The following is a 23,329-nucleotide window of genomic DNA, read 5'->3' on the forward strand; positions in this document are numbered from 1 at the left end:
CGCCGCCAGAACGCGTGAGCGGTCCGCCTGTGCCTCGTCCAGTCTGGCCTGCGCTTCCCGGACGCGCTCGTCACCAAGGCAAAACGCTTCTGCCAGTACGGCGTTGCGGTCCCACAATTCTCTCGGATCCATACTCAGACAACGCCGCTTCCGTCGGAGGTGATCCGATCCGTCGCTGCAAAGCACTCCAAAGCACCCATCGGACCACCAGATGACAATCACGTCGTAGCCCCGCGGCATCCCCCACGAGTGAGAGTCGATTGTCAGTGCGGCGCGTTACCTTCGGAAGAAGTCGGAGGGAGAGGCGGCGGGCGGGGCAGCCGTCGAGGCACACGGGGGTGCGGAAGTGACAGTGGGCATGGTGAGCGCGGGGGGCGTGGCGGGCCGTGGTCCGAGCGGGGCGTCCTACGGCGTGTCGGGGTGGGGCAGCCCGATGGGGTTGGGGAACGGCAGCAGATCGGCGGCCAGGACGCGGCGGACGACGGGGTGCAGCAGCTCCATGAGGTCGTCGGTGTCCGCGGGGGCGAGCGGGCGGAGCAGCCGGGCCGCCAGGCGGTCGGTCTCCGCCTCGATGTGGGTGCGTTCGCGCAGGCCCGCCGCGGTCGCGCCGCCGCCTGCGTCCAGGAGGCCCCGGGAGCGCAGGCGGTCCCCGGCGGCCGCCCACTCCTCCTCGGTCCAGCCGCGGTCCTCCCGCATGGTGTCCCGGGGCACCCGGCCGGAGGCGGCGGTCAGGACCAGGGCTTCGCAGCCGTCGAGTCCCCGGTCGGCGAGTACGGCGAGGTGGGCGTCGCCGCGGAATTCGCGGAGCGCGGTGGTGAGTTGCCAGAGCCGCTGGACGGGGTCGGCGTGGTCGCACAGGGCGCGGTTGGCGGCGAAGAGCGGGCGTGCGGTGACCGGGGCGTGGTCGACGAGCGTCTGGAGGCGGGGCAGCAGCGTGGCGGCGGACCGTTCCAGGCCCGGGTCGATGGTGCGGAGAGCCCGGGCGGCGCGGGTGCCGCGCTCGTCGAGGACGTGGGCGGGGCTGACGACGCTCCATGCGGCGGGCAGCGCGCGGGCCACCATACCCGGGGCGAAGACGCCGAGGACGGCGGTGGCGGCAGCGGGTTCGACGGCACCGAGAGGAGCGGTACGGGAGGCGAAGTAGCCCATCCAGAAACCCTTGAGACCGAGGGACTTGCCCAGCGTCCGGCAGTCGGGGGCGAAGTAGCAGACCGCGTGGAGGGGTTCGGTCATCAGCCAGAGCGATCGTGCCCGCTGTGCGGTGTGGGGTTCCATGTCTGCTCCTTGCCGCCTCGGCTGGGTGGCTGCTCGGTTCTTGGGCTTGGTGCTGGGGTCTTCGGGCTTGGATCTTGGGGCTTGGGGCTTGGGGCTTGAGCTGACGCCTTGGGGTCTGGCCCGACCCCTTGGGGGCTGACGTGGCGCCGGCTCCTGGCTCGGAAGGGGCGCGGGCCCGAGCCCCTTCCGAGCCAGGGGCCGGTTACGGGGGCGGGGCGGCGCCGCCTCGACCGCTATCAGGGGCGTGCCCGCCATGGTCATGACGGTGGCCGGGCCGCAGCCGCAGCCGCAGCCGCAGCCGCAGCCGCACGCTATCGCTGCCGGGGCGGCGGCGCAGGGAAAGCGTTGGGAGGGGTGGGGTGGTGCCGGGGCGGGACGTGCGGACGTTCGGCGCCCCACCATCCGGCGGCAGCCAGCCGGTGGGGCGCCGGCCGGCCGGTCGGCCCTCAGGCCGTGGGGCTCCGGACGGCCCGGTGCCGAAGGGGCGACGGGGACGCCGGTGCAGGGTGTCAGCCGCCGGGAGCAGGGTGCTGGCGGCGTGACGGTCGGTGTCGGGACACCCAGGGGTGGCGCGCCGGAGGAAGGGGCCAGAGGTCGGAGGTCAGGGGGCCGGCCGCCGGTCGCCGGAGGACAAGGTGCTGGCCGCGGGGCGCCTGAACACAAGGGGCCGCTCGCCGGTCGTCGGTCGCCGGAGCACGAGGCACTGATCGCCGGACGCCGGTCGCCGGTCGCCGGTCGCCGGACGCCGGACGCCGGACGTCGGGTCAGGGTGCTGTAGGGGGTGCATCTGCGCCGGAGTCCCAGGACCAGAGGTGGGCGCAGTGGGGGCACTGGAGGTGCACCAGGCTGCCCTTGTTGGAGAGGAGGTAGCGCCAGTGGTCGGGGCAGGCGCGGCCGTCGCGGCAGACGTCGCAGTCCCGGTGGTCCTGGCAGCGAGGGCAGGGGACCCAGGCGCGGCGGCCGATGTCGGCGGTGGGATCGATCGGCAGCATGATCAGTCCTGCCCGGTGGGCGGGAGGACTCCGGCGGCGACGAGCATGTCGTAGGTGGCCTGCTGGTCGGCGTCCAGGCCGGAGTAGAGGAGCCGCTGGGCCGCGGTCTCGTCCGCCAGGGCCGCGGCCGGGTCCCAGGTGTCGCCGAGCGCGGCGAAGACCTCGGCCCGACGGCGGGCTTCGTGGCCGCCGAGGTCGAGCTCGAAGGTGCCGTGGGTGCTGTCGGCCGAGAGCGCGGTGAGGCGGGATATGCCGTAGGTGGCGTCGACGGCGGCGGTGGGGTGGGCGGGGTCGGCCGGGTGGGCTGCGTGGGCGGGGTCGGTCATGCTGCGCTTCCTGTGGCGATCGCGGATGTTTCGGGCGAGTCGCCCTGATCGGTCGTGTTTAGCAAGGGGGACGGACATGGGGAAGCGTCAAATGGAGGGGCACTCCGGTTCCAGGTGGGGGGCGGAACGCGCAAGGCCGTATTTCGGGGAGGTGAGGGCAGGGCGGGGCGGCGGGCGTGACGGACGTCATGCGGGGAGGCCGGCCGCCGGGGCTGCCGGTGGGCCCCCTTTGTCCGGTTACGCGGCGCCGGATTGATCGGCCACTGGGTACGGGCGGGGGCCGGGGCCCGTTCCCGGGCGGGCGGTGGGGTGGGGTGGCGAGGCCGACGCAGGCGCGAGTGCCCCTGCTCCAACGAGGCCCTGTCCACGGGTCTCTTCACCGGCGGGGTCCTTCTCCGGTAGGGCCCGTCCCGTGCGGGTCTCTCCTCCCGACGAACGCGGGCCAGCCGACGGGCTGCCCGCCGGCGAGCCCAGTCCGTCAGCTGAACGCCGCTCGCCAGCTGGACACCGCCCGCCAGCCGCATATCGCCCGCCAGCTCAGCACCGCCAGGCACCTGACACCGTCCGACAAGCTGGTCTGCCAGGAGGCGGCCACTGGCAGGAACCGCTCGGTCAGGTCCCGTCGGCCGCCCCGGCCGCCCCGGACGCCCGTGCGCGATCACCCCGCCGCCGCGTGGCGCCACTGCGCGGATCAGCGTGCGGAGCTGCCGTGGCCGCTGCCCGGCGGCCGGGTGTTCCTTGAGGTGCCCGCCGGGTGGTGGTGGCGGTGGGGCAGGCGGCGGACGGCTACTGCGGCGGCGTCGTCGCCGAGTCGGCCGCCCGTGTGGGCCAGCAGGTCCTCGCGCAGGCGCCGGAGCACGTGCTGGGGGCTGCTGCGGCTCCAGGCGCCGGCCCGTTCGGCCAGCGGGTAGAAGGCGCCGTGGGCGTCCCGCGCCTCGGTGACCCCGTCGGTGTAGAGAAGCAGCAGGTCACCGGGGTGGAAGGGGAAGGTCTCGATCGCGTAGTCCGGTGGGCCGGCGAGGGCGCCGAGGCCGATGGGCAGGGCGGTGCGCCGGGGCTCAAGGGTGTGGGCGCGGCCGTCGCGCAGCATGAGGGCGGGCGGGTGGCCGCAGGAGATGGCGCTGAGTTCGGGCCGCCGGTCGGGGATATCGAGGAGCGCGACGGTGGCGAAGGTCTCGTCGGCGTCCAGTCCGGGGACGTCGGCGAGGCTGGGGAGGCCTGCGGCGCCGAGGCTGGAGACGCCCGTGACGCCGAGGTCGGGGGCGTCCCCGGGGGCAGGGCCGGGCGCCCTTCCGATGCCCTGGTCGGGAGCGCCTCCGGGGCCGGGGCCGGAGCCGGGGACGTCTCCCGGGCTGAGCTCTGAAGCACCACCCGCGGCGCGCGGGGGGCCGGAGCCGGGTCGGGGGGCGGAATCGGGTCGGGGGCCTGACCCGGGTCGGGGGCCGGAATCGGGGCCGGGCCTACCTCCCCCGCCGGAGGCGGGCCCGGATACGGGCCCGGATGCGGCAGGGGAGGTGGGTTCAGGGCCACGGCCGGGCTCAGAGCCAGTGCCGGGCTCAGGGCCAGTGCCAGGTTCGAGGCCAGAGTCGGACGCAGGGCCAGAGCGGGGCCCCCGGCCGGAGCCGGAGGCAGAGCCGGAGCCGGGCCCCGGTCCGAGGTCGGGCGCGTCCGTAGCGGCCGGGGCGGAGGGGGCAGGGCGGGCGGCGGGGGTGTGCCACTGGCTGGTGTCCCAGCGGACGGCGCCGTCGAGGTGGCGGGCGAGGCGCGGCAGGGTGGCCTGGCGGTGCGCGGCCGCCCGGAAGGCGCCGAGGATCAGCGCCGCGTGGCTGTACGCGGGCAGGCCCTTGCCCCGGACGTCGCCGATGATCAGCCGGGTGCTGGCGGAGGTGCGGGCCGCGGCGAAGAGGTCACCGCCCATCTCCGCCTCCTCCTCGGCCGCGAGGTAGAGGGAGGCGATCTCCAGGTCGCCGCTGCGGGCCGGCAGCGGCCGGAGCAGGACCTGCTGGGCCACCGCGGCCACCGAGCGGCTCCGCGACAGGCGCGTCTCGTTGCGTTCCCGTACGACGGTGAAGACGAAGACCAGGGCGGAGACGAGGACCAGGGCGCCGATCTGGGCGTAGAGGTTCTCGGTGAACAGGACGCCGCGGGCGGCACCGACGCCCACCTGGGCGGCGACCGCCAGGACGCCGGCCAGGGCCGTGGGGCCGGGGCCGGCGAAGGCGGCGGTGAGGGCCGGGGCGGCGACCAGCAGCGGGCCCAGGTGGATCTCCGCCGGTGCGAGGACGTCGATCACGCAGACCGCGACGATCAGCCCGAGCGGGAGCAGCAGCAGGGCGTGGCTTGCTTCCGGTCGTTGGCGCAGCCGCATCAGCCGTGGAAAGGGCATGCATCATGGTTGCACTCGGGCGGGAGAAATGCCCGGATGGTTTGGATACGTCTATTCGCCCCGGGGCCCTGCCTCCCACCCCTCTTCTCCCCCTCCCCGCCCCAAGGCGCCCGAGCAAGCCGACCGCCGTGCCCAGGGACGTAGCACCGACCCGCCCCGCGACGACGTATCACCGGCCTGCCCCGCGGCGCATCATCGACCCGCCCCGCGCCGTAACGCCGACCTGACCGCGGGGCGCGCGGCCGACCTGACCGCATGACGCGCCATCCACCCGCATGACGCGCCGCCCGCCCGCGCGACGCACCGCCCACCCCGAGGCGCACCGCCGCCCCGCCACGTGCTACTCGATGACCAGTTCGACCTCGATGTTCCCCTGCGTGGCCTTGGAGTACGGGCAGAAGCGGTGGGTTTCCTCGACGAGCCGGCGGCCGGTCTCGCCGGAGAGGGTGTCGGGGAGTTCCACCCGCATGACGACGGCGAGCCCGAAACCGGTGGCGTCCTTGCCGAGCGAGACCTCGGCGGTGACCGAGACGTCCTTGGTGTCCAGGCCCGCCCGGCGGCCGACGTTGGCCATCGCGCTGGCGAAGCAGGCGGCGTAGCCCGCGGCGAAGAGCTGCTCCGGGTTGGTGCCGGCGCCGTCGCCGCCGAGGGCCGGGGGCATGGCCAGGGCGAGATCGAGCCGGCCGTCGGAGCTGACGGCCCGGCCCTCGCGGCCGTTGGCGGTGGCGACGGCGGTGTAGAGCGCGTCCATGAGGGGTCCCTTCGGGATGCGGAGAGGGGGAGGTGACCGGCCGGACCGGTGCGCCGGCGGCCCACCGGGCACCCCCAAGGGGCCCGGCGAGCCTTCACCCTCACACAGGAATGAGTTGTGTGCAACTTGATTGCGCGCAATTAACCTGAGCGCGATTAAGCCGGGCGCCCATCCCGCCCCTCGCCCACCCTCCACGAGCCCCCGCCCCCTCGATCGCCGCACAATCAGATCGCCCGCAGCCCACCAACCCACCGGGCGCTAGCCTGGCGGCATGAGCTCGCTGCCCGTTTCCGATGCCGAACTGCTCCGCCTCGACCATCAGGTCTGCTTCTCGCTGCATGCCGCCTCGCGGGCGTTCGGGGGCGTCTACCGGGAGGCGCTCAAGGAGCTGGGGCTCACCTACCCCCAGTACCTGGTGATGCTGGTGCTGTGGGAGCACGGGCCGGAGCCGGTCAAGCGCATCGGTGAGCGGCTGCGGCTGGACTCCGGGACGCTCTCGCCGCTGCTCAAGCGGCTGGAGGCGGCGGGCCTGGTGCGCCGGGAGCGGAGTGCGGAGGACGAGCGGTCGGTGATCATCCGGCTGACCGGGGCCGGTACGGAGCTGCGGGAGCGGGCACTGCCGGTGCCGCGCCGGATGCTGGCCGCCACCGGGCTCACCGTCGAGGAACTGCGTACGCTGCGCGGCCTGTTGGGGCGGGTCACCGGGGCGCTGGACGCGACCTGAGGGCGCGCCGCCGGACCGGCGGGCGGCGGGCGCACCACGCGCGGACAGGCGCGCGGACAGGCGTGCGGACAGGCGTGCGGACAGGTGTACGGACAGGTGTACGGACGGGCGTCCGGGCCGTGCCTCGGAGCCCGTTCGGGCGTTGGACAGCGTGCCGTCCGGCGAGCGGCGCGGGGGCCTCTCCGCCACTCCGGTGCGCCCATCACCCCATTGAGCTACCACGGTTGGGGAGCGTCCGGAACAAAGGCGTATAAAGGGTGGCCAAACCAGCCGGAGCCACCGGCGAAATCCCGCCCAGGACACGGTTGGCAGCATCGCCTACGAGCACCGGAGGAGCGCCACGTGAATGCGGCAGAAGTCGTCAACACCTTGCTGGAGGAGCGGTTCGGGGTCGCGCGGGACGAGGTGACCGCGGATACCGCGCTGCGCAGTCTGCGGCTGGACTCGCTCGCACTGGAGGAGCTGCGGGTGCTCATCGAGGAGCAGCTGGACATCAACCTCGAAGAGGTGTCGCTGACCTCGCGCGACACCGTGGGACAGCTGGTGGCGGCCATCGACGGCAAAGTCGCGGCGTGACGGGGCGCCAGCGGCCGTTCGCCGCGGCCGTGACGGGGCTGGGGCTGGTGACCGCGGCAGGGGTCGGGGCGAAGGCCACCTGGCACGCCGTCACCCATGACGTGGTGCCCGCCAACGTCTCGCACCAGCCCCAACTCGCCGATCTGCCGTGCGACTTCATGTACACCGCGGCGGATCTGGATCCGACCGCGCAGCTGGGGGTGGCCGCCCAGCGGCTGATGGACCGGTTCGCGCAGCTGGCGGTGATCGCCGCGCGGGAGGCGGTCGGTGATGCCGGGCTGGACCCGGAGACGTGGGACAGCGGCCGGGTCGCGGTGGTGATCGGTTCGGCGCACGGCGGGCTGCCGTTCTACGACCAGCAGAGCGCGGCGATGGCCGGGCACGGTGCGCGGCGGGTCTCCCCCAAGCTCGCGCCGCTGACCGTCGTCAACGGCGCGGCCAGCAGCGTCTGCATGGACCTCGGGGCACAGGGGCCCAGTCTGGGGGTGGCGACGGCGTGTTCGTCGGGGACCGTGGCGGTGGGTACCGCGCACCAGCTGCTGCGGGCCGGGGCGTGTGACATCGCGATCGCGGGCGGTGCCGAGTCGGTGCTGTCCCGGTTGCTGGTGGCCAGTGCCTGCCAGATGAAGGCGGTGTCCACCCGGCGGGAGGATCCGGCCGCGGCCTGCCGGCCGTTCGACACGGACCGGGACGGGTTCGTGATCGGCGAGGGGGCGGGGCTGCTGGTGCTGGAGCGGCCGGAGCACGCCAGGGCCCGGCGGGCGCCGATCCGGGCGCAGATCGCCGGTTACGGTGCGTCCAGTGACGCGTACGCGGTGGTGGCGCCGGATCCGGAGGGGCGGGGCGTCGAGCGGGCGCTGCGCAGCGCGCTGGCGGACGCCGGGGTGGCGGCCGGTGACGTGGGGCATGTGAACGCGCACGGTACGTCGACGGTGCTGAACGACCGGATCGAGGCGGTGATGCTGCGGCGGGTGCTCGGCGAGGGGCCGCTGGTGACGTCGACGAAGGCGATGACGGGGCACACGCTGGGGGCCGCGGGCGGGATCGAGACCGCGCTGACGGTGCTGGCGCTGGAGCAGCAGCTGGTGCCGCCGACCGCGAATCTCACCGTGCCCGATCCCCGGATCCCGGTCGAGGTGGTGCGGGACGAGGCCCGGCCGGCGGTGTTCGACTGCGCGGTGAAGACGTCGCTGGGGTTCGGGGGCCACAATGCGGCGCTCGTGCTGACCCGCGGCTGACCAGCCGTTTTACCGGGGCCCGGCGGTGGCGGGCCCCGTTCGTGTGCTCCGGCGGGTTCGGGTTCCGGGCGCGTTCGGATTCTGTGCGAGAGGGAAGCAGCCATGTCCGAGGAAGTGATCCGCTCGCTGTCGGTGAGCGGGGTGCCGTACGCGTACCGGGTGGTGCGGCAGCCGGAGCGGCGGACCGAGCCCGTCGTGGTGCTGGGGGGTGCGTTGCAGGGGATGTTCGGCTGGCCGCAGATGGAGGAGCAGCTGGGGGCGGTGGCGGACGTGGTGACCGCGGACCTGCCGGGGATGGGGAGCGCGGGGCCGCTGCCGCCGGGGCCGGGCATCGAGGTGCTGTGCGCGGCGATCCTGGGGGTCATCGACGATCTCGGGGCGCCGCGGGTCAATCTGTTCGGCTTCTCCTACGGGGCGGGGCTGGCCTTCGGGTGCGCGCGGCGCTTCCCGGAGCGGATCGCGCGGCTGGCGCTGGGCGGGGTGCCGGCGCACATCACCGAGGAGCAGGTGGCGCACTGGCGGCGGGCCGCGGGGTTCCTGCGGCGGGGGGACACCGACACGTTCGCGTCGATGGTCGCGGAGGGGCTGCTGTGCCGGGACGAGCACCGGCCGGTGGCCCGGCGGGAGCTGGCCTACCGCTATGTGCGGCGGGCGATGCTACAGGCGGCGCTGCACTCCCCGCACGCGGTGGAGTCGCTGCGCCGGGCGCTGACCGACCGGCCGGACTTCTCGGGGGGCCTGGCGGGGCTGCCGGCGCTGGTCTTCAGTGGCGAGCACGACACGGTGACGCCGCCGGCGCGGCAGCGGGAGTTCGCGGCGACGCTGGCGGGCAGCCGTTTCCTGACGATCCCGGAGGCGGACCACTGGGTGGTGCTGGAACGTCCTGAGGTGGTCACGGAGTTGGCGGTGCGCTTCTTCACGGACCGGCCGCTGGAGGACGCCGTGCCGGGGCCGGAGGCCGCGGGGGCGGTGGCCGGGACGGCGCGGGCGTGAGGGGGCGGGGCGGCGCGCGGGGCCCGGAGGGCTACGTGGTGTAGCGGGGTGGGTGCGCAGAGGTGGGCCGGTTCGCCGCGGGCGGGCCGGCCCCGCCGCGTTGTGAGCCAGGCAACAAACTGCCGTGTCCGGAGGGGGTCTTGGGGCGGCGAAACGGTGATGCCGGGCACGCGACGTACGTCACGTACGGCCCGGCCTAGTGGTGTGCGGGGGCGGGGCGGGGCGGAATCAAGCGGTGCATTGCGGACATCTGCCCTCAAGGCACGAAGTTCGGTAGTACATCACATCATTGCCTCCGTCCCGGGGCGGCGCTAACCATGTTTCCGGTAGCACCGAGAACGAGCCTGCGGACTCCGCCGGAGCGGCGAGCGCGGCACTGACCCTCGGTCCCCCACGACACCGAAGGCCACCTCCGGCCGCCTCCACGCCCTGGAAGAGGTCACCACCGCATGCCCATGCCCCAGTTCTCCCTGCCCCGCACCCTCCGCATCACCCGCACGCACAAGGTCTCCGCCGCCCTGGTGGCGTCCGCGAGCTGCGCGGCCGCGCTGGCCATGACCGCGGCGCCGAGCAACGCCGCGGCGCCCGCCGCGCAGGCGTCCGCCGTGGTCAAGCCGGTCAGCGCCAACGGCCTGCCGGTCGTCGCGAAGGAGAAGCCCGCGCAGCAGGACGGCGCGGCGACCCGCTCGGTCGCGGACGGCCTGAAGGTGACCGCGGTCGCCGCGCAGGGCCACGCCGCCGAGCAGGCCGCGAACCGGTCCGCGGAGCGCACGGACATCGCCAAGGACGCGCCGAAGGCCGCGCCCAAGGCGCCCGCGCCGAAGAAGTACGCCAACAACCTCGACGGCTGGATCCGCCAGTCCCTGGACATCATGAAGACCAAGGGCATCCCCGGCAGCTACGAGGGTCTGCACCGCAACATCATGCGGGAGTCCAGCGGCAACCCGTACGCCATCAACAACTGGGACATCAACGCCCGCAACGGCATACCCTCCAAGGGCCTGCTCCAGGTGATCCAGCCCACCTTCGACACCTACCACGTCGCGGGTACGGCCCATAACCTCTACGACCCGGTGGCCAACATCACCGCCGCCGCCAACTACGCGGCGCACCGGTACGGCTCCATCGACAACGTCAACTCCGCCTACTGAGGCGACGTTCGGCGCCGGATCCCGGCGCCCCGGCAGTACGGCAATGGCCCTGCCCGCGATGTGCGGGCAGGGCCATTGCCGTTGGCGGTTCTCAGTACATGTGCCGGTGGCGCGAGGGGCCGCCGAAGAGGACGTCGAGGACGTGTCCGGCGATGCGCAGGCCCGCGCGCTCCTTGGGCGTCAGGCGGTGCTGGTGGCTGTGGTGCCCGCGGTGGTGGTCGGCGGGGGCCGCGGCGGCGGGTCCGGCGGCGAGGAATCCGGCGGCGGCGAGACCGGTGAGCACGACGGCGATGCGACGGAGCATGAGCACTTCCCTACGGTGAGTTGCGGCTGTGCGTGGTCTCACTCTCGGGGGCCCCTCCGGCCGCCGCCATCCGACAGTCCGGGTGCTGCTACGAACGGACCAGCGGCACCGCCGCATCGACGGACCGGGGGGCGCGAGGGGTTGCCGGTGCGCCCCGGAGGGGTGAAGTGGGCGGTGCGGACGGGCATTTCGCGGTGTGACCCAGGCAACTCGCAAGGGGTGCCGGAGGGGCTTTCCGGGGGGCCGGCGGGTGACCCCGGGCACGCGACGTACGTCACGTACGAGGCGGCGTAGTCGTCGCGGTGGCGGGCCGGGCCCGTAACCACGGGGAAAATAACAGAGCAATACGGACATTGCGCCCTCTCTCACGAAGAGGGGTAGTAAAAGGGGTCATTGCCACCCGCCGGGTCGGCCGTTAACCATGGATTCCGTCGCACCGAGAGCGCACCGCACCTCCCGCCCCGATGGCGAACGCGGCCGCAAGGCTCCGGTCCGAACGCGCCAACGATGGCCGCCTCCCCGCTCCCGTACCTGGAAGAGGTCACCCCCGTATGCCCAAGTTCACCCTGCCCCGCGCTGCCCGGATCTCCCGCGTCACCCGCACCCACAAGGTCGCCGTGGCCGTTCTGGCCGCCGCCGGCGCCACCACGGGTCTGGCCGCGACCGCCGCCCCGGGCAACGCCGCGACCCCGGCGGTGCACGCCTCCGCCGCGGTCAAGCCGGTGAGCACCAACGGGATGCCCGCGAAGGCCGATGCCAAGGCCGCCGGCGCCGAGGCCGCGCGCCCGGCCGGCGCGACCGTCGCGGACCACATCAAGGTCACCGCCGTGGCCAAGCAGGACCGCGCCGCCGCCCAGGCCGTCAGCCGCTCGGCCGACCGCCCGGCCGCGCCGAAGAAGTACACCGACAACCTCGACGGCTGGATCCGCCAGTCCCTGGACATCATGAAGGCCAAGGGCATCCCCGGCAGCTACGAGGGCCTGCACCGCAACATCATGCGGGAGTCCAGCGGCAACCCCAACGCCGTGAACGACTGGGACGTCAACGCCAAGGCCGGCATACCCTCCAAGGGCCTGCTCCAGGTGATCCAGCCCACGTTCGACACGTACCACGTGGACGGCACCGCCCATAACCTCACCGACCCGGTGGCCAACATCACCGCCGCCGCCAACTACGCGGCGCACCGGTACGGCTCGATCGACAACGTGAACTCCGCCTACTGATCCACGGCGGACGACCGGCGAAGCGGCGACTTTGGCGCGTTCGCCGCTGAGACGGAGAGCGGGTCCCGGCACTGCCGGGGCCCGCTCTCCGTGTGCCACGGGCGCCGGGCGGGGGCCGCGCGGGGGCGCCCGGACGGGTGAGATGGCCGGGCCGGTCGGCGGACCGGGGGCCTGCTTAGCCATGGAATGCGGCATTTCAGCGTATATGTCTTTTCATCGGCAGGGTCCTGCTCACAAGCTGCCGAAACTGACTCGACCGAAGTCCTTCGGAGGCACGCGATGCCCTTGCGCAGATCCGCACCGGCCCGCCGTAGGGTCCCCCTGGCGGCCGGCTCCCTCGTCTCATTCGTCACCGTGCTCGCACTGCCCCTCACCCTCCCCGGCACCGCGACCGCGACCCCGGAAGCCGGCCGCACCCCGGCCCACCCCGAGCAGGACTGGATGGGCTCGACCATCGCCACGCACGAGGGCATCGAGCGGGCCGGCGGCTCGGAACCGCGCAACGCCTGGTCGCGGAAGTCCGTCGCCGGGGTCGACGTCTCCAGCCACAACGGCAACGTCAGCTGGAAGAAGCTGCGCCGCATGGGCGTGCGGTTCGCCTACGTCAAGGCCACCGAGGGGACGAGCTACACCAACCCCTACTTCACCCAGCAGTACCGGGGCTCGTACCACGCGGGCATGATCCACGGGGCGTACCACTTCGCGCTGCCGGACCACTCCGGCGGTGCCACCCAGGCCCGCTTCTTCGCGCGGCACGGCGGCGGCTGGTCGGCGGACGGCCGGACGCTGCCCGGCGCGCTCGACATGGAGTACAACCCCTACGGCGCGACCTGCTACGGCAAGAGCCACTCCGGCATGGTCAGCTGGATCGCCGACTTCGTGCGCGCCTACCGCGAGGAGACCGGCCGGGACGCGGTGATCTACACCTCGACGAACTGGTGGAAGCGGTGCACCGGCAATTCCGGCCGGTTCGGGCGGACCAACCCGCTGTGGATCCCGCGCTACGGGTCCTCGGTCGGCACCCTGCCGGGCGGCTGGCGGTTCCACAGCATCTGGCAGCACACCTCCTCGGGGCGCACGGTCGGCGACCACAACCGCTTCAACGGCCCGTACAGCCGGCTCAAGGTGCTGGCCAACGGCGAGGACGACGACTGACGAAGCCCGGCGCGCCGGGCTTTCGGAGAAAGCGGAGCGAACCGGAAAAGGAACCCACGTACTGGCGGAAAGGCGCCTGCAACCCTCCCCGTCCGGCCGGTGTCCAACAGGTGCAGCACCGAAAAGAACGCGGTGCACGACCATGCACAGGACACCACCTGACGGGGGTTTTCCATGCGGTTCTCCATGCGGCGTCCCACTCTTCTCGCCGGTTCCGCGGCCCTGGCCCTGGCGGGCGCCGGCACCCTGGGCCTGACCACCACCGCGGCGGCCGCGCCGGTCCGCGCCGCCTACAACGGGGCGTGCGGCAGCGGCTACGGCGTCGTGAATTCCGTACCGGTCGGTGCGAAGGGAACGGTTTACCTCACCTACAGCGCCAAGACCGGCAAGAACTGCGTGGTGACGATCCGGAACAGCCCCGGCACGGCGGTATCCGTGCTGGCCGAGCTGGGGCCGTCGGACCACAGTGCCCCGCCGGTGACCGACAGCGGGAAGTACACCAGCTATGCCGGTCCGGTCCGCCTCGCGGCGAAGGGCCGGTGCGTGGACTGGGGCGGCGCCATCGAAGGGGTGAGCGTGCGGGTCACCGCGTCCAACTGCGGGCGGCTGGCGCCCGGGACGGTGGTCCGGCACTGAACGGGCCGTCCCGGTAGGGGAGTTCAGTATCCGGCGGGCCGCACCAGGCCCGTCTCGTAGGCGAAGACGGTGGCCTGGGTGCGGTCGCGCAGGCCCAGTTTGACCAGGATGCGGCCCACGTGGGTCTTCACCGTCTGCTCGGCCACCACCAGGCGCTGGGCGATCTCCGCGTTCGACAGTCCCTGGGCGACCAGCGACAGCACCTCGGTCTCCCGCTCCGTCAGACCGGCCACCCGGTCCTTGAGCGGGGCCCGCGGGCCGCTGGTCACCCGGGAGAACTCGGCGATCAGGCGCTTGGTGATGCCGGGTGCCAGCAGCGCGTCGCCGGCCGCCACCACCCGCACCGCCTGGGCGAGTTCCTCGGCGGAGGCGTCCTTGAGGAGGAAACCGGAGGCGCCGGCGCGCAGCGCCTCGTAGACGTACTCGTCGAGGTCGAAGGTGGTCAGCACGAGGACCTTGACGGTGGCGCCGGGCGGGGCAGTGAGGCGGCGGGTGGCCTCGATGCCGCCGAGGCCGGGCATCCGGATGTCCATCAGGACCACGTCGGGGGCCAGTTCGGCGGCCCGGGCGACGGCGTCGTGGCCGTCCACGGCCTGGCCGACGACCTCGATGCCGGGTTCGGCGTTGAGCAGCACCGTGAAGCCCTGGCGGACCATCTGCTGGTCGTCGGCGATCAGGACGCGGATGGCGGGCGGGGTGGCGGGCGTCATGGGGTGGGGTCCTGGGCGTCGTCGGAGGGGTGGGGAGCGGGCGGGGCGGGGGCCGGGAGGATCGCGGTGACCTCGTAGCCGCCGTCGGGGGTGGGGCCGGTGGCCAGTTCGCCGCCGAGCATCGCGGTGCGTTCGCGCATGCCCAGCAGGCCGTGGCCGGCGCCCGGGGAGGGCGGGGCGGGGCGGTCGGGGGCGGTGTTGGTGACGCGCAGGGTGAGGCGGTCCGGGCGGTAGCCGACCGCGATGCGCACGGCGGCTCCGGGGGCGTGCCGCATGGCGTTGCTGAGCGCCTCCTGGACGATGCGGAAGGCGGAGAGTTCGGTACCGGGCGAGAGGGGGCGCGGGGCGCCGGTGGTGGCGACGGCGACCTCGACGCCCGCGCCGCGGACGTTGCCGACGAGTTCGCCGAGCCGGTCCAGGGTGGGCTGCGGGGCGTGCGGGGCGCTGTCCGGGCCGGTGTCGCCGGAGCGCAGGACGCCCAGGACGCGGCGGAGCTCGGTGAGCGCCTCGACGGCGTTCTGGCGGATGCCGCGGAGGTTCTCGCGGAGTTCGTCGGAGGGGTTCTCGGCGAGGTGCGGGGCGACCTGGGCCTGGATGGAGATCACCGACATGTGGTGGGCGACCACGTCGTGCAGTTCGCGGGCGATCCGGTTGCGCTCCTCCAGCAGGGTGCGGCGGGCGCGTTCCTCCGCGGTGAGCTCCTCCTGGGCGACGAGGGCGGTGCGGGCCTTCTGGCGGCCGCGGAGGAGGGCGCCGACCAGGGCGCAGACGAGGAGCGTCAGGGCCGGTAGCTGGTCGTCGCGGTAGCCGCCGGAGACCCAGCCGTTGGCGAGGGCGCCGGCCAGGACGCCCAGGACCAGCATTCCGGCGGTGGCGCGGGGGCGGACCCGCAGGGCGGCGAAGAACAGCACCGCGGCCTGGGCCGGCAGCCCGGTGCGCTCCCAGAGCGGCGCGGTGAACGGGCCGGCCCCGGCCGCCGCCGCGTATCCGGCCAGCAGCAGCGCCCCGGTGGCCGCCCACCAGCCCAGGGCGGGGCGGTAGAGGGCGAGGACGGGGGCGGCGGCCTGGGGGGCGGCCAGGAGTACGGCGGGGCCCATGGGGATGCCGTACCGGAAGTGGTAGGTGTTGACGTTGCCGGCGAGCATGACGACCCCGAGCACCACGAGGGGGACGACGATCGCCGGGCGCCATTCGAGCCAGGCGGGGCGCCGGCCGCCGGCCGGCGTCGGTTCCTCCGCCGCCGTGGTCCACAGGTCCTCGCGCAGATGGCGCGGCACCGCGCGCAGGGCCGCCGTCAGCCGGCCGGCCGTGATCCCCCTCTTCACGGGATGCACCTTAGGCACGGGGCACCACGGCCGCGCGGCCGGGGTTGCCTTCGCGGGCGGCCGGGACCGGGCCGGGGGCGGCCGGTGCGGGGCCGGGGCGGCGCGGCCGGCGGTGCTCGTGGCCGGCGAACGCGGCCCGGCACAGCAGCAGCACGGCCGCGAAGACCGGGAGCCAGGCGAGCCGGGCGAGGATCCAGGCGGGGCCGTCGGGGAGGGTGTGCAGACCGGGCAGCGGGCCGGCCAGGAACCAGGCGGTGGCGGTGACGGCCATCATCGCGGTCTGGTGCCAGAGGAAGACGGTCATCGCGGAGAGGTTCAGCAGGGCGACCGCGGCCCAGGCCGCGGGGCGGCGCAGCAGGCGGTTGAGCGGGCCGTGCAGCAGCAGGGCCGCGCCGCACTGGGCGAGGCCGAAGGCGACGGCGGCCAGGGTGGGCGGGTTGAGGTTGGAGACCGCGGCGCCGGGCACGCCGACCATGGCCGCGGGGTAGCCGGCGAGGACGATCAGGAGGGCGGTGGCCGCGGCGCCGCCGAGCAGCAGCGCCCAGCCGGTGCGCGGCCGGTGGGCGGCGCCGCGGGCCCGGGCCGCGCCCAGGCAGAACGGGACGAGCCAGCCGGCCGGGAGGTTGAGCCAGCCGAGCCAGGCAGGGGCGTCGAGGCCGAAGCGCAGCACGTCGGTGAGGAGGACGACGGCGCACGGCCAGAGCGGGTGCAGCCGGGCGGTCAGCGGGGTGGCCGCGGTGAGCGCGGCGAAGACCAGCAGGAACCACAGCGGTGACAGCACCAGTTTGAGCAGGGTGTGGAGGGTGTCCGGGCCGACGCCGGCGGCGAGCATCGCGGCGGTAGCCGCGGCCCAGACGGTGAGCAGTGCGGCGACCGGGCGGAAGAGCCGGTGGAGCCGGGCGTGCAGCCAGTGCCGGTAGGCGGTGCCGCGGGCCCGGGCCGCGCGGTGGCTGCGCGCGGCGACCTCGCCGCCGACCAGGAAGAACACCGCGAGGGTCTGGAAGAGCCAGGATATCGGGGCCAGGTGGGGCATGCGCTGGAGCGGGCTGGCGCCGTGCAGGGTGCCGCTGTCGGTGATCAGGGCGGTGACCAGCCAGTGGCCGAGGACGACGCCGAGGATGGCGAAGCCGCGCAGGGCGTCGGTGGCGCGGTCGCGGCCGGGCGGGGTGGCGGTCTGGACGCGGCGGACGAGGGCGGCCGCGGCGGCGCGGGGGGCGTTACGCACGGGGGGCCTCGCCGGAGGTGGTGTCCTGGGTGGCGACCGGGGGCCGTCCCGCGGTGATCAGCGCGAGGTTGGTCAGGGAGAGGGTGCCGGGCCTGAGGTAGGCGCTGTGGCCGCCGGTGCCGGCCGGGAAGACCCGGGCGCCGAACCGCGCGGAGACCGGGTCGGTGCCGAATCCGGCGGTGGTGCCGGGCAGCGGCAGCCGGACGTGCGGGACGCGGGCGATCCAGTCGTCGGTGCCGCGGGCGGCCCAGACGGTGGCCCGGGTGTGCAGGCCGGCGGCGGTGTCGGCGCCGGTGCCGGGGCTGCCGTAGAGGACGAGGGCGGTGCCGGCGGGGAGGCCGGCGGCGGCCCGGCCGCAGACCACGGAACCGTAGGAGTGGCACAGCAGGCTGATCCGGGCCGTGGGCCTGAGGGCCCGCAACTGGCCGGTGAACTCCCGGAGTTGGGGGGCCGCGTGGTCGGCGCGGGTGGTGGTGAGCGCGGCGGGGCTCACGGTGGCGGGGGTGGGGTAGCCGAGCCAGGCGAGGACGGCGGGGTGGATGCCGGGTTGGCGTCGGAGCTGCCGCAGGAGGGCCTCGGCGCCGGCCCGGAAGCGGGGGTAGGTGTCGAGGCCGGTGTCCGAGCCGGGGACCAGGACGGCGATGCGGTCGGCGTGTGCGAGGTCGCCGTGAACCTCGGTGGCGCGGCCGCCGTCGCGGCCGTCGAAGGTGAGGAAGTGGCGGGTCGGTGCGGCGAGGGTGTGCAGGGCGGCGGCCCGCCGGTGGTCGCCGTGGGCGTCGGCGGTGCGCTCGGCCGCCCGGATGTCGGCGCGGGTGGTGGCGTAGCGGCGGGCCAGGGCGGCGGGGGTGGTGGCGTCGCGGAGCGGGCCGAGGGCGGTGGGGGCCGGTGCGGGGACCGCGGCGGGCCGGGCCGCGCCCGACACCGGGACCGCCACGGAGGCGGTGACCAGTGCGGCGAGCAGGGTGCGGAGCAGGCGGCGGCTGCGGGGCGGGCGGGGCGCCATGGCGGGTGGTCCTTCCGTACCGGGGTTCTGAGGTGGTTCCGGAACGGAAGGTAGGCAGCGCGGCGGCTGGTCGGCGTCCCGCCGGAGAGCGCATCCGGCGGGTAGCTCTCAGGTATGACGGGTAGGGGTGGGCGGGGTCCGGGGCGTGGTGGCCGCAGCCGGCCGGCGCGCGACCGGCCGGCGCCGCACCCGCGCAGGGCGTCGGCCCGGCGGCGTCGCGGCGCTGCACGTCCTGCTGACGCGGAGCGCGTACGCGGTGCTGCCGCTGATCGTGGTGTGGGCCCGCCTCCGGCGTTTTTTCTTCCGCGGGGTCGGGGAGGGCGCCGTGGAGGGCCGATGCGCGGCCCCACCCGGAGGGACGGACCCCATGCCCCTACCGCACGATGCCCGCCGGATCCGTTTCGGCGTCAACTACACACCCCGGCAGGGGTGGTTCCACCACTGGCTGGATTTCGACCTGGACGCGGTGCGGGCGGATCTGGACGCCCTCGCCGGGCTCGGTCTGGACCACGTCCGGGTGTTCCCGCTGTGGCCGCTGTTCCAGCCCAACCGCACGCTGATCCGGCCGCGCGCGGTCGAGCAGTTGGTGCAGCTGGCGGACGCGGCGGCCGAGCGGGGGCTGGACGTGGCGGTGGACGGCCTCCAGGGCCACCTGTCCAGCTTCGACTTCCTGCCGGCCTGGACCCGGACCTGGCACCGCCGGAACCTCTTCACCGACCCGGAGGTACTTTCCGGCCAGGAGGAGTACCTGCGGACGCTGGCCGCGGCGCTGGCCGACCGGCCCGGCTTCCTGGGGATGACGCTGGGCAACGAGATCAACCAGTTCGCGGACGGCCCGCACCCCGATCCGGACCGGATCACCGGTGCGCAGGCGGCGGCGTGGCTGGAGCGGATGCTGGCCGCCTGCGAGCGGGGCGCGCCGGGCCGCGCGCATCTGCACGCCGCGTACGACGCCGCCTGGTACCGCGACGGGCACCCCTTCACCCCCGCGCACGCCGCGCGGCTGGGCGCCATGACGGCGGTGCACTCGTGGGTGTTCAACGGCACCGCGCAGCGGCACGGCCCGGCCGGGGCCGCCACCGAGCACCACGCGGCCTATCTCATCGAGCTGTCCAAGGCGTGGGCGGTGGACCCGCACCGGCCGGTGTGGCTCCAGGAGGTGGGCGCGCCCGCCCCGCACATCCCCGAGGACCGCGCGGCGGCCTTCACCGCGGCGACCGTCGCGCGCGCACTGGACTGCCCGGGGCTGTGGGGCGTCACCTGGTGGTGCTCGCACGACGTCCCCCGGTCGCTGGCCGACTTCCCGGAGCTGGAGTACGGGCTGGGCCTGCTGGCGTCCGACGGGTCGGTCAAGCCGGTGGGCCGGGCCTTCGCGGAGCTGGCCGCGCGGTGGCGGGGCCGTCCGCACCGGCCGCCGGCCCGGACCACCGCGCTGGTGGTGGCCGCCGGGGATGTCGAGGAGGCGCCGCACCGCTCGGTGTGCGCGCCCGGCGGCCCGGTCTTCGAAGCCTGGGCGGAGCTGGCCGCGCGGGGCGTCCGGCCCGCCCTGGTCCTGGACCGGCTCGCCGGTGACGCCGCCCACCTGGCGTCCCGGGGGATCACCGAGGTGTGCACGCCGCAGGAGGTGGGGTGGGGGTGAGCCGGCCGCCGGGCCCGCTCCCCCGCCGCCGGGTGCCGTCCGCCGGCGCGCGGGCCGCGGCGGCCCGGCCCGGCCTCCCGCCCGGCGCTCCCGGCGGCCCGGGCCCCGCGGGGCCGCCCGCGGCCGCCCCGCCCAGGGCCGCCCCGCTCCCCTCCACCCGTCCGCCCGTCCCCACGCCCCCTGGAGCCGTCCGCCATGCATGACGATCGCGCCCTGATCGAGGCCCGCCTCGCGCGGGTCCTCGACGAACGCATCCGGCCCGCCGTGTACCCGGAGTCGGTCCCCCTGGAGGTGGCGGCCTGGGTGGTGCCCCGGGCGGAACCGGGCGCCCCGGGGCCGGATCCGGTGGCCGAGGGCCTGGCCGCCCGGCACACCCCGGTGGCGGTGGGCGACGCCTGGGGCGCGCCCTGGCGGACGACGTGGTTCCGGGTCCGCGGGACGGTGCCGGAGGCATGGGCCGGGCGCACCGTGGAGGCGGTGCTGGACCTGGGGTTCGACGAGCGGATGCCGGGGTTCCAGTGCGAGGCGCTGGTGTACCTGCCGGACGGCACCCCGGTGAAGGGCCTCAACCCCCGCAACTCGTGGGTGCGGGTGGGCGCGCCGGTGCGCGGCGGGGAGCGGGTGGAGTGGCATCTGGAGGCCGCGGCCAACCCCGTCCTCCTCGGTGCCCGCCCGTTCCGGCCGACGGCGCTCGGCGACCCGGAGACGGCGGGCGACGCACCCCTGTACCGGCTGGCCCGGATGGACCTGGCGGTGTTCGACACCGAGGTCTGGGAGCTGGTCCTGGACCTGGAGGTGCTGGGCGAGCTGATGGCGGAGCTGCCGGTGGACGGACCGCGGCGCTGGGAGGTGCTGCGCGCGGTGGGCCGGGCGCTGGACGCGGTCGACCTCCAGGATGTGAACGGGACGGCCGCGGCGGCCCGCCGGCAGCTCGCCGGGGCGCTGGCGGCACCGGCGGCCGCGTCCGCGCACCGGATCAGCGCGGTGGGGCACGCGCACATCGACTCGGCCTGGCTGTGGCCGGTGCGCGAAACGGTCCGCAAGGTGGCCCGGACCACGGCGAACATGACGGCGCTGCTGGCCGACGAGCCGGAGTTCGTCTACACCATGTCGCAGGCGCAGCAGTTCGCCTGGCTCAAGGAGCACCGGCCCGAGGTGTACGCGAAGGTCGAACGGGCGGTGGCGGAGGGCCGGTTCGTGCCGGCCGGCGGGATGTGGGTGGAGGCGGACACCTCCATGCCGGGGTCGGAGGCGATGGCCCGCCAGTTCGTGCACGGCAAGCGGTTCTTCCTCCAGGAGTTCGGGATCGAGAACGAGGAGGTGTGGCTGCCGGACACGTTCGGCTTCGCCGCCGGGCTCCCGCAGATCATCAGGGCGGCCGGGTCGAAGTGGCTGCTGACCCAGAAGATCTCCTGGAGCCAGGTGAACGCCTTCCCGCACCACACCTTCCGCTGGGAGGGCATCGACGGCACCCGGATCTTCACCCACTTCCCGCCGGTGGACACCTACAACTGCCGGCTGTCGGGCGCCGAACTCGCCCATGCGGCACGGAACTTCCGGGAGAAGGGCGCGGCCCGGCACTCCCTGGCACCGACCGGCTGGGGCGACGGCGGCGGGGGCACCACCCGCGAGATGGTCGCGCGGGCGCGGCGGCTGCGGGACCTGGAGGGCTCGCCGGTGGTGACCTGGGAGAAGCCCGCCGACTTCTTCGCCCGGGCGGAGGCGGAGTACCCCGACGCCCCGGTGTGGGTGGGCGAGCTGTATCTGGAGCTGCACCGGGGCACCCTGACCAGCCAGGCCCGCACCAAGCGCGGCAACCGCCGCAGCGAGCACCTGCTGCGGGAGGCCGAGCTGTGGTCGGCGACCGCCGCGGTCGCCACCGGCTTCCGCTACCCCTACGCGGAATTGGACCGCCTCTGGAAGACGGTGCTGCTGCACCAGTTCCACGACATCCTGCCCGGGTCCTCGATCGCCTGGGTGCACCGGGAGGCGGAGCGGACCTACGCGGCGGTCGCCGCGGAGCTGGCGGAGCTGATCACCGCGGCGCTGACGGCGCTGGCCGGTCCCGGGGACCGGCGGCTGGTGGCGAACGCCGCGCCGCACGCCCGCGGCGGGGTGGCGGCGGGCGCGGTGGCCGCGCCGGTCGCCGCGGGCGGCCCGGTGGCGGCCGGGCCGCGCCCCGGCGGCGGCTTCACCCTCCGCAACGGCCTGCTCCGGGTCGAGATCGACGGCTGCGGCCTGGTCGTCTCCGCGTACGACGAGACCGCCGGGCGGGAGGCCGTCGCCCCGGGCGCGGCGGCCAACCTGCTCCAGCTCCACCCGGACTTCCCGAACAAGTGGGACGCCTGGGACGTGGACGCCTTCTACCGCGAGGTGGTCACCGACCTGACCGACGCGGACGAGGTCGCGCTCACCGAGGCGTCGGACGCGGCGGCGACGGTCCGCGTGGTCCGCCGCTTCGGCCGCTCCCGGGCGGTGCAGACCCTCACCCTGGCGCGCGGGCAGCGGCGGCTGGACCTCGCCACCGAGGTCGACTGGCACGAGACCGAGAAGTTCCTCAAGGCGGCGTTCCCGCTGGACCTGCACGCCGAGCGGTACGCCGCGGAGACCCAGTTCGGGCACCTGTACCGGCCCACCCACACCAACACCAGCTGGGAGGCGGCCAAGTTCGAGGCGTGCGCGCACCGCTTCGTGCATGCCGGGGAGCCGGACTGGGGCGTGGCGCTGGTCAACGACGCGACGTACGGGCACGACGTGACCCGCACCGTGCGGGACGGCGCGGGCGGCGCCGCGCCGGGCACCACCACGACCGTGCGGCTCTCCCTGCTGCGCGCGCCCCGCTTCCCGGACCCGGGGACCGACCGGGGCACCCACCGCTTCCGGTACGCGCTGGTGCCCGGCGCGACGCTGGGGGACGCGGTGTGCGAGGGCTACCGGATCAACCTGCCGGAGCGGGCGGTGACCGGCGCCGGCCCGGTGCCGCCGCTGGTCGCGGTGGACCACGACGCGGTGGTGGTCACCGCGGTCAAGCTGGCCGACGACGGCGGCGGCGATGTCGTCGTCCGGTTCCACGAGGCCCGCGGCGGCCGCGTCCGGGCCACGCTGACCGCCGGCTTCCCGCTGGCCGGGGCGCTCGCCACCGACCTGCTGGAACGCCCGGTGGACGACGGCCCCGAGCTGGTGCGGGAGGGCCGTACGGTGCGGCTGGCGCTGCGGCCGTTCCAGCTCGTGACGCTGCGGCTGCGCCGGGCGGTGGACACCGCACCGGCCGGCTGACCGGGTCGGGCCGGGCCGCGCGGCGGGGCCGGGCGCCGGCCGCCGTTTCAGTCCGGGTCGGCCGAGGGGGTGCGGGCGTCGCGGCAGGTGTCCCGGCGGGCCGCCTGCCGCCGGTCCCGCCCGGCGGGACGGCCGCGGCCGCGCGGCGGGCCGGGGCCGGGCTCGGGGTCCCGGCCCGGATCCCGGCTGGGGTCCAGCCCCAGCATGTCCATCAGCAACGACAGATCCGCCGCGTCCCGCGCGCGGCCGGCCAGCGCCTGCCTGGCGCGCCGCCGCTCCTCGGCGCCGGGCCCGGCACGGGAGGCGGTGTCCTCGGCACTGCGGTGTTCATCGGTCACCGCTGCATTCTCGGCCGGACCGGGACGCGCTGCCCGTCGAGCGGGCCGATGGGCGCACGACGGAACCGCCGGCGGCGGAATTA

At 75.1% G+C, this 23,329-nt stretch carries 21 protein-coding genes; 10 read left to right on the plus strand and 11 right to left on the minus strand.

Translation table 11 applies throughout. The annotated features are described in order from the left end of the window. Window positions 1-405: 405 nt before the first annotated feature. The 5 genes from MUU72_RS00105 to MUU72_RS00130 form a co-directional block, all read right to left on the minus strand. A complete protein-coding gene (locus MUU72_RS00105) occupies window positions 406-1,275 on the minus strand; it encodes an SCO6745 family protein (RefSeq protein ID WP_248010979.1) in 870 nt (289 codons plus the stop codon). A 764-nt stretch (window positions 1,276-2,039) separates the two neighbouring features. Further along, window positions 2,040-2,267 (minus strand): hypothetical protein, encoded by a 228-nt coding sequence (locus MUU72_RS00110; protein ID WP_248010980.1) that lies wholly within the window; start codon window positions 2,265-2,267, stop codon window positions 2,040-2,042. A gap of 2 nt (window positions 2,268-2,269) precedes the next feature. Next, window positions 2,270-2,518, minus strand: a complete 249-nt coding sequence (locus MUU72_RS00115; RefSeq protein WP_248011274.1) for a DUF6400 family protein — start codon at window positions 2,516-2,518, stop codon at window positions 2,270-2,272. Between the two features lie 766 nt (window positions 2,519-3,284). After that, the gene (locus tag MUU72_RS35795; RefSeq protein ID WP_372502908.1) at window positions 3,285-4,979 is read right to left on the minus strand and encodes a SpoIIE family protein phosphatase; all 1,695 of its coding nucleotides are present in this window, start codon (window positions 4,977-4,979) and stop codon (window positions 3,285-3,287) included. 340 nt (window positions 4,980-5,319) lie between these two features. Next, on the minus strand, window positions 5,320-5,730 hold the full coding sequence (locus tag MUU72_RS00130; RefSeq protein ID WP_248010981.1) for an organic hydroperoxide resistance protein: 411 nt from the start codon (window positions 5,728-5,730) through the stop codon (window positions 5,320-5,322). Between the two features lie 271 nt (window positions 5,731-6,001). Between MUU72_RS00130 and MUU72_RS00135 the strand changes: the two genes are divergently transcribed. The 5 genes from MUU72_RS00135 to MUU72_RS00155 all read left to right on the plus strand — a co-directional run bounded on the left by MUU72_RS00135 (window position 6,002) and on the right by MUU72_RS00155 (window position 10,412). Next, complete coding sequence (locus MUU72_RS00135) at window positions 6,002-6,454, plus strand: MarR family winged helix-turn-helix transcriptional regulator (protein WP_248010982.1); 453 nt, start codon at window positions 6,002-6,004, stop codon at window positions 6,452-6,454. Between the two features lie 342 nt (window positions 6,455-6,796). Next, complete coding sequence (locus tag MUU72_RS00140) at window positions 6,797-7,030, plus strand: acyl carrier protein (protein WP_372502910.1); 234 nt, start codon at window positions 6,797-6,799, stop codon at window positions 7,028-7,030. Beyond that, window positions 7,027-8,268 carry a beta-ketoacyl-[acyl-carrier-protein] synthase family protein gene (locus tag MUU72_RS00145; protein WP_248010983.1) on the plus strand — a complete coding sequence of 414 codons (1,242 nt, stop codon included), beginning with the start codon at window positions 7,027-7,029 and terminating at the stop codon, window positions 8,266-8,268. The genes MUU72_RS00140 and MUU72_RS00145 overlap by 4 nt, the downstream gene beginning before the upstream one ends. A gap of 102 nt (window positions 8,269-8,370) precedes the next feature. After that, the gene (locus MUU72_RS00150) at window positions 8,371-9,261 is read left to right on the plus strand and encodes an alpha/beta fold hydrolase (RefSeq protein ID WP_248010984.1); all 891 of its coding nucleotides are present in this window, start codon (window positions 8,371-8,373) and stop codon (window positions 9,259-9,261) included. 455 nt (window positions 9,262-9,716) lie between these two features. Continuing rightward, window positions 9,717-10,412, plus strand: coding sequence for a transglycosylase SLT domain-containing protein (locus MUU72_RS00155; RefSeq protein WP_248011277.1), 696 nt, complete (start codon window positions 9,717-9,719; stop codon window positions 10,410-10,412). A 91-nt stretch (window positions 10,413-10,503) separates the two neighbouring features. Here the strand turns inward: MUU72_RS00155 and MUU72_RS00160 are convergent, their stop codons facing one another. Then, window positions 10,504-10,716: a hypothetical protein gene (locus MUU72_RS00160; protein WP_248010985.1), complete on the minus strand. Its 213-nt coding sequence runs from the start codon at window positions 10,714-10,716 to the stop codon at window positions 10,504-10,506. Window positions 10,717-11,267: 551 nt separating this feature from the next. Between MUU72_RS00160 and MUU72_RS00165 the strand changes: the two genes are divergently transcribed. The 3 genes from MUU72_RS00165 to MUU72_RS00175 all read left to right on the plus strand — a co-directional run bounded on the left by MUU72_RS00165 (window position 11,268) and on the right by MUU72_RS00175 (window position 13,730). Beyond that, a complete protein-coding gene (locus MUU72_RS00165) occupies window positions 11,268-11,939 on the plus strand; it encodes a transglycosylase SLT domain-containing protein (RefSeq protein ID WP_248010986.1) in 672 nt (223 codons plus the stop codon). A gap of 279 nt (window positions 11,940-12,218) precedes the next feature. After that, entirely contained in the window at window positions 12,219-13,094 is an 876-nt protein-coding gene (locus MUU72_RS00170) for a lysozyme (protein WP_248010987.1), read from the plus strand. 186 nt (window positions 13,095-13,280) lie between these two features. Next, window positions 13,281-13,730: a spore-associated protein A gene (locus tag MUU72_RS00175; RefSeq protein WP_248010988.1), complete on the plus strand. Its 450-nt coding sequence runs from the start codon at window positions 13,281-13,283 to the stop codon at window positions 13,728-13,730. Window positions 13,731-13,753: 23 nt separating this feature from the next. On the opposite strand, the gene MUU72_RS00180 is transcribed toward MUU72_RS00175, so the two are convergent. From MUU72_RS00180 to MUU72_RS00195, 4 genes are read right to left on the minus strand one after another with little or no spacing between them, the layout of a single operon-like run. Beyond that, window positions 13,754-14,440: a response regulator gene (locus tag MUU72_RS00180; RefSeq protein WP_248010989.1), complete on the minus strand. Its 687-nt coding sequence runs from the start codon at window positions 14,438-14,440 to the stop codon at window positions 13,754-13,756. After that, window positions 14,437-15,765: a sensor histidine kinase gene (locus tag MUU72_RS00185; RefSeq protein ID WP_248010990.1), complete on the minus strand. Its 1,329-nt coding sequence runs from the start codon at window positions 15,763-15,765 to the stop codon at window positions 14,437-14,439. The genes MUU72_RS00180 and MUU72_RS00185 overlap by 4 nt, the downstream gene beginning before the upstream one ends. A gap of 10 nt (window positions 15,766-15,775) precedes the next feature. Beyond that, window positions 15,776-16,990 (minus strand): acyltransferase family protein, encoded by a 1,215-nt coding sequence (locus tag MUU72_RS00190; RefSeq protein WP_248010991.1) that lies wholly within the window; start codon window positions 16,988-16,990, stop codon window positions 15,776-15,778. Then, window positions 16,983-17,993, minus strand: coding sequence for an alpha/beta hydrolase (locus MUU72_RS00195; protein ID WP_248010992.1), 1,011 nt, complete (start codon window positions 17,991-17,993; stop codon window positions 16,983-16,985). The genes MUU72_RS00190 and MUU72_RS00195 overlap by 8 nt, the downstream gene beginning before the upstream one ends. Before the next feature lie 367 nt (window positions 17,994-18,360). Here MUU72_RS00195 and MUU72_RS00200 point away from each other — a divergent pair, with 367 nt between their 5' ends. Together MUU72_RS00200 and MUU72_RS00205 are read left to right on the plus strand one after the other, a co-directional pair. After that, window positions 18,361-19,632 carry a glycoside hydrolase 5 family protein gene (locus MUU72_RS00200; protein ID WP_248010993.1) on the plus strand — a complete coding sequence of 424 codons (1,272 nt, stop codon included), beginning with the start codon at window positions 18,361-18,363 and terminating at the stop codon, window positions 19,630-19,632. Window positions 19,633-19,827: 195 nt separating this feature from the next. Beyond that, window positions 19,828-22,908, plus strand: coding sequence for an alpha-mannosidase (locus MUU72_RS00205; protein WP_248010994.1), 3,081 nt, complete (start codon window positions 19,828-19,830; stop codon window positions 22,906-22,908). A 47-nt stretch (window positions 22,909-22,955) separates the two neighbouring features. On the opposite strand, the gene MUU72_RS00210 is transcribed toward MUU72_RS00205, so the two are convergent. Continuing rightward, entirely contained in the window at window positions 22,956-23,246 is a 291-nt protein-coding gene (locus MUU72_RS00210) for a hypothetical protein (protein ID WP_248010995.1), read from the minus strand. Between the last annotated feature and the right edge of the window lie 83 nt (window positions 23,247-23,329).

This window comes from Streptomyces rhizoryzae (genome assembly GCF_023155275.1).
In the GTDB taxonomy this organism is placed as follows: Bacteria; Actinomycetota; Actinomycetes; order Streptomycetales; family Streptomycetaceae; genus Streptomyces; species Streptomyces rhizoryzae.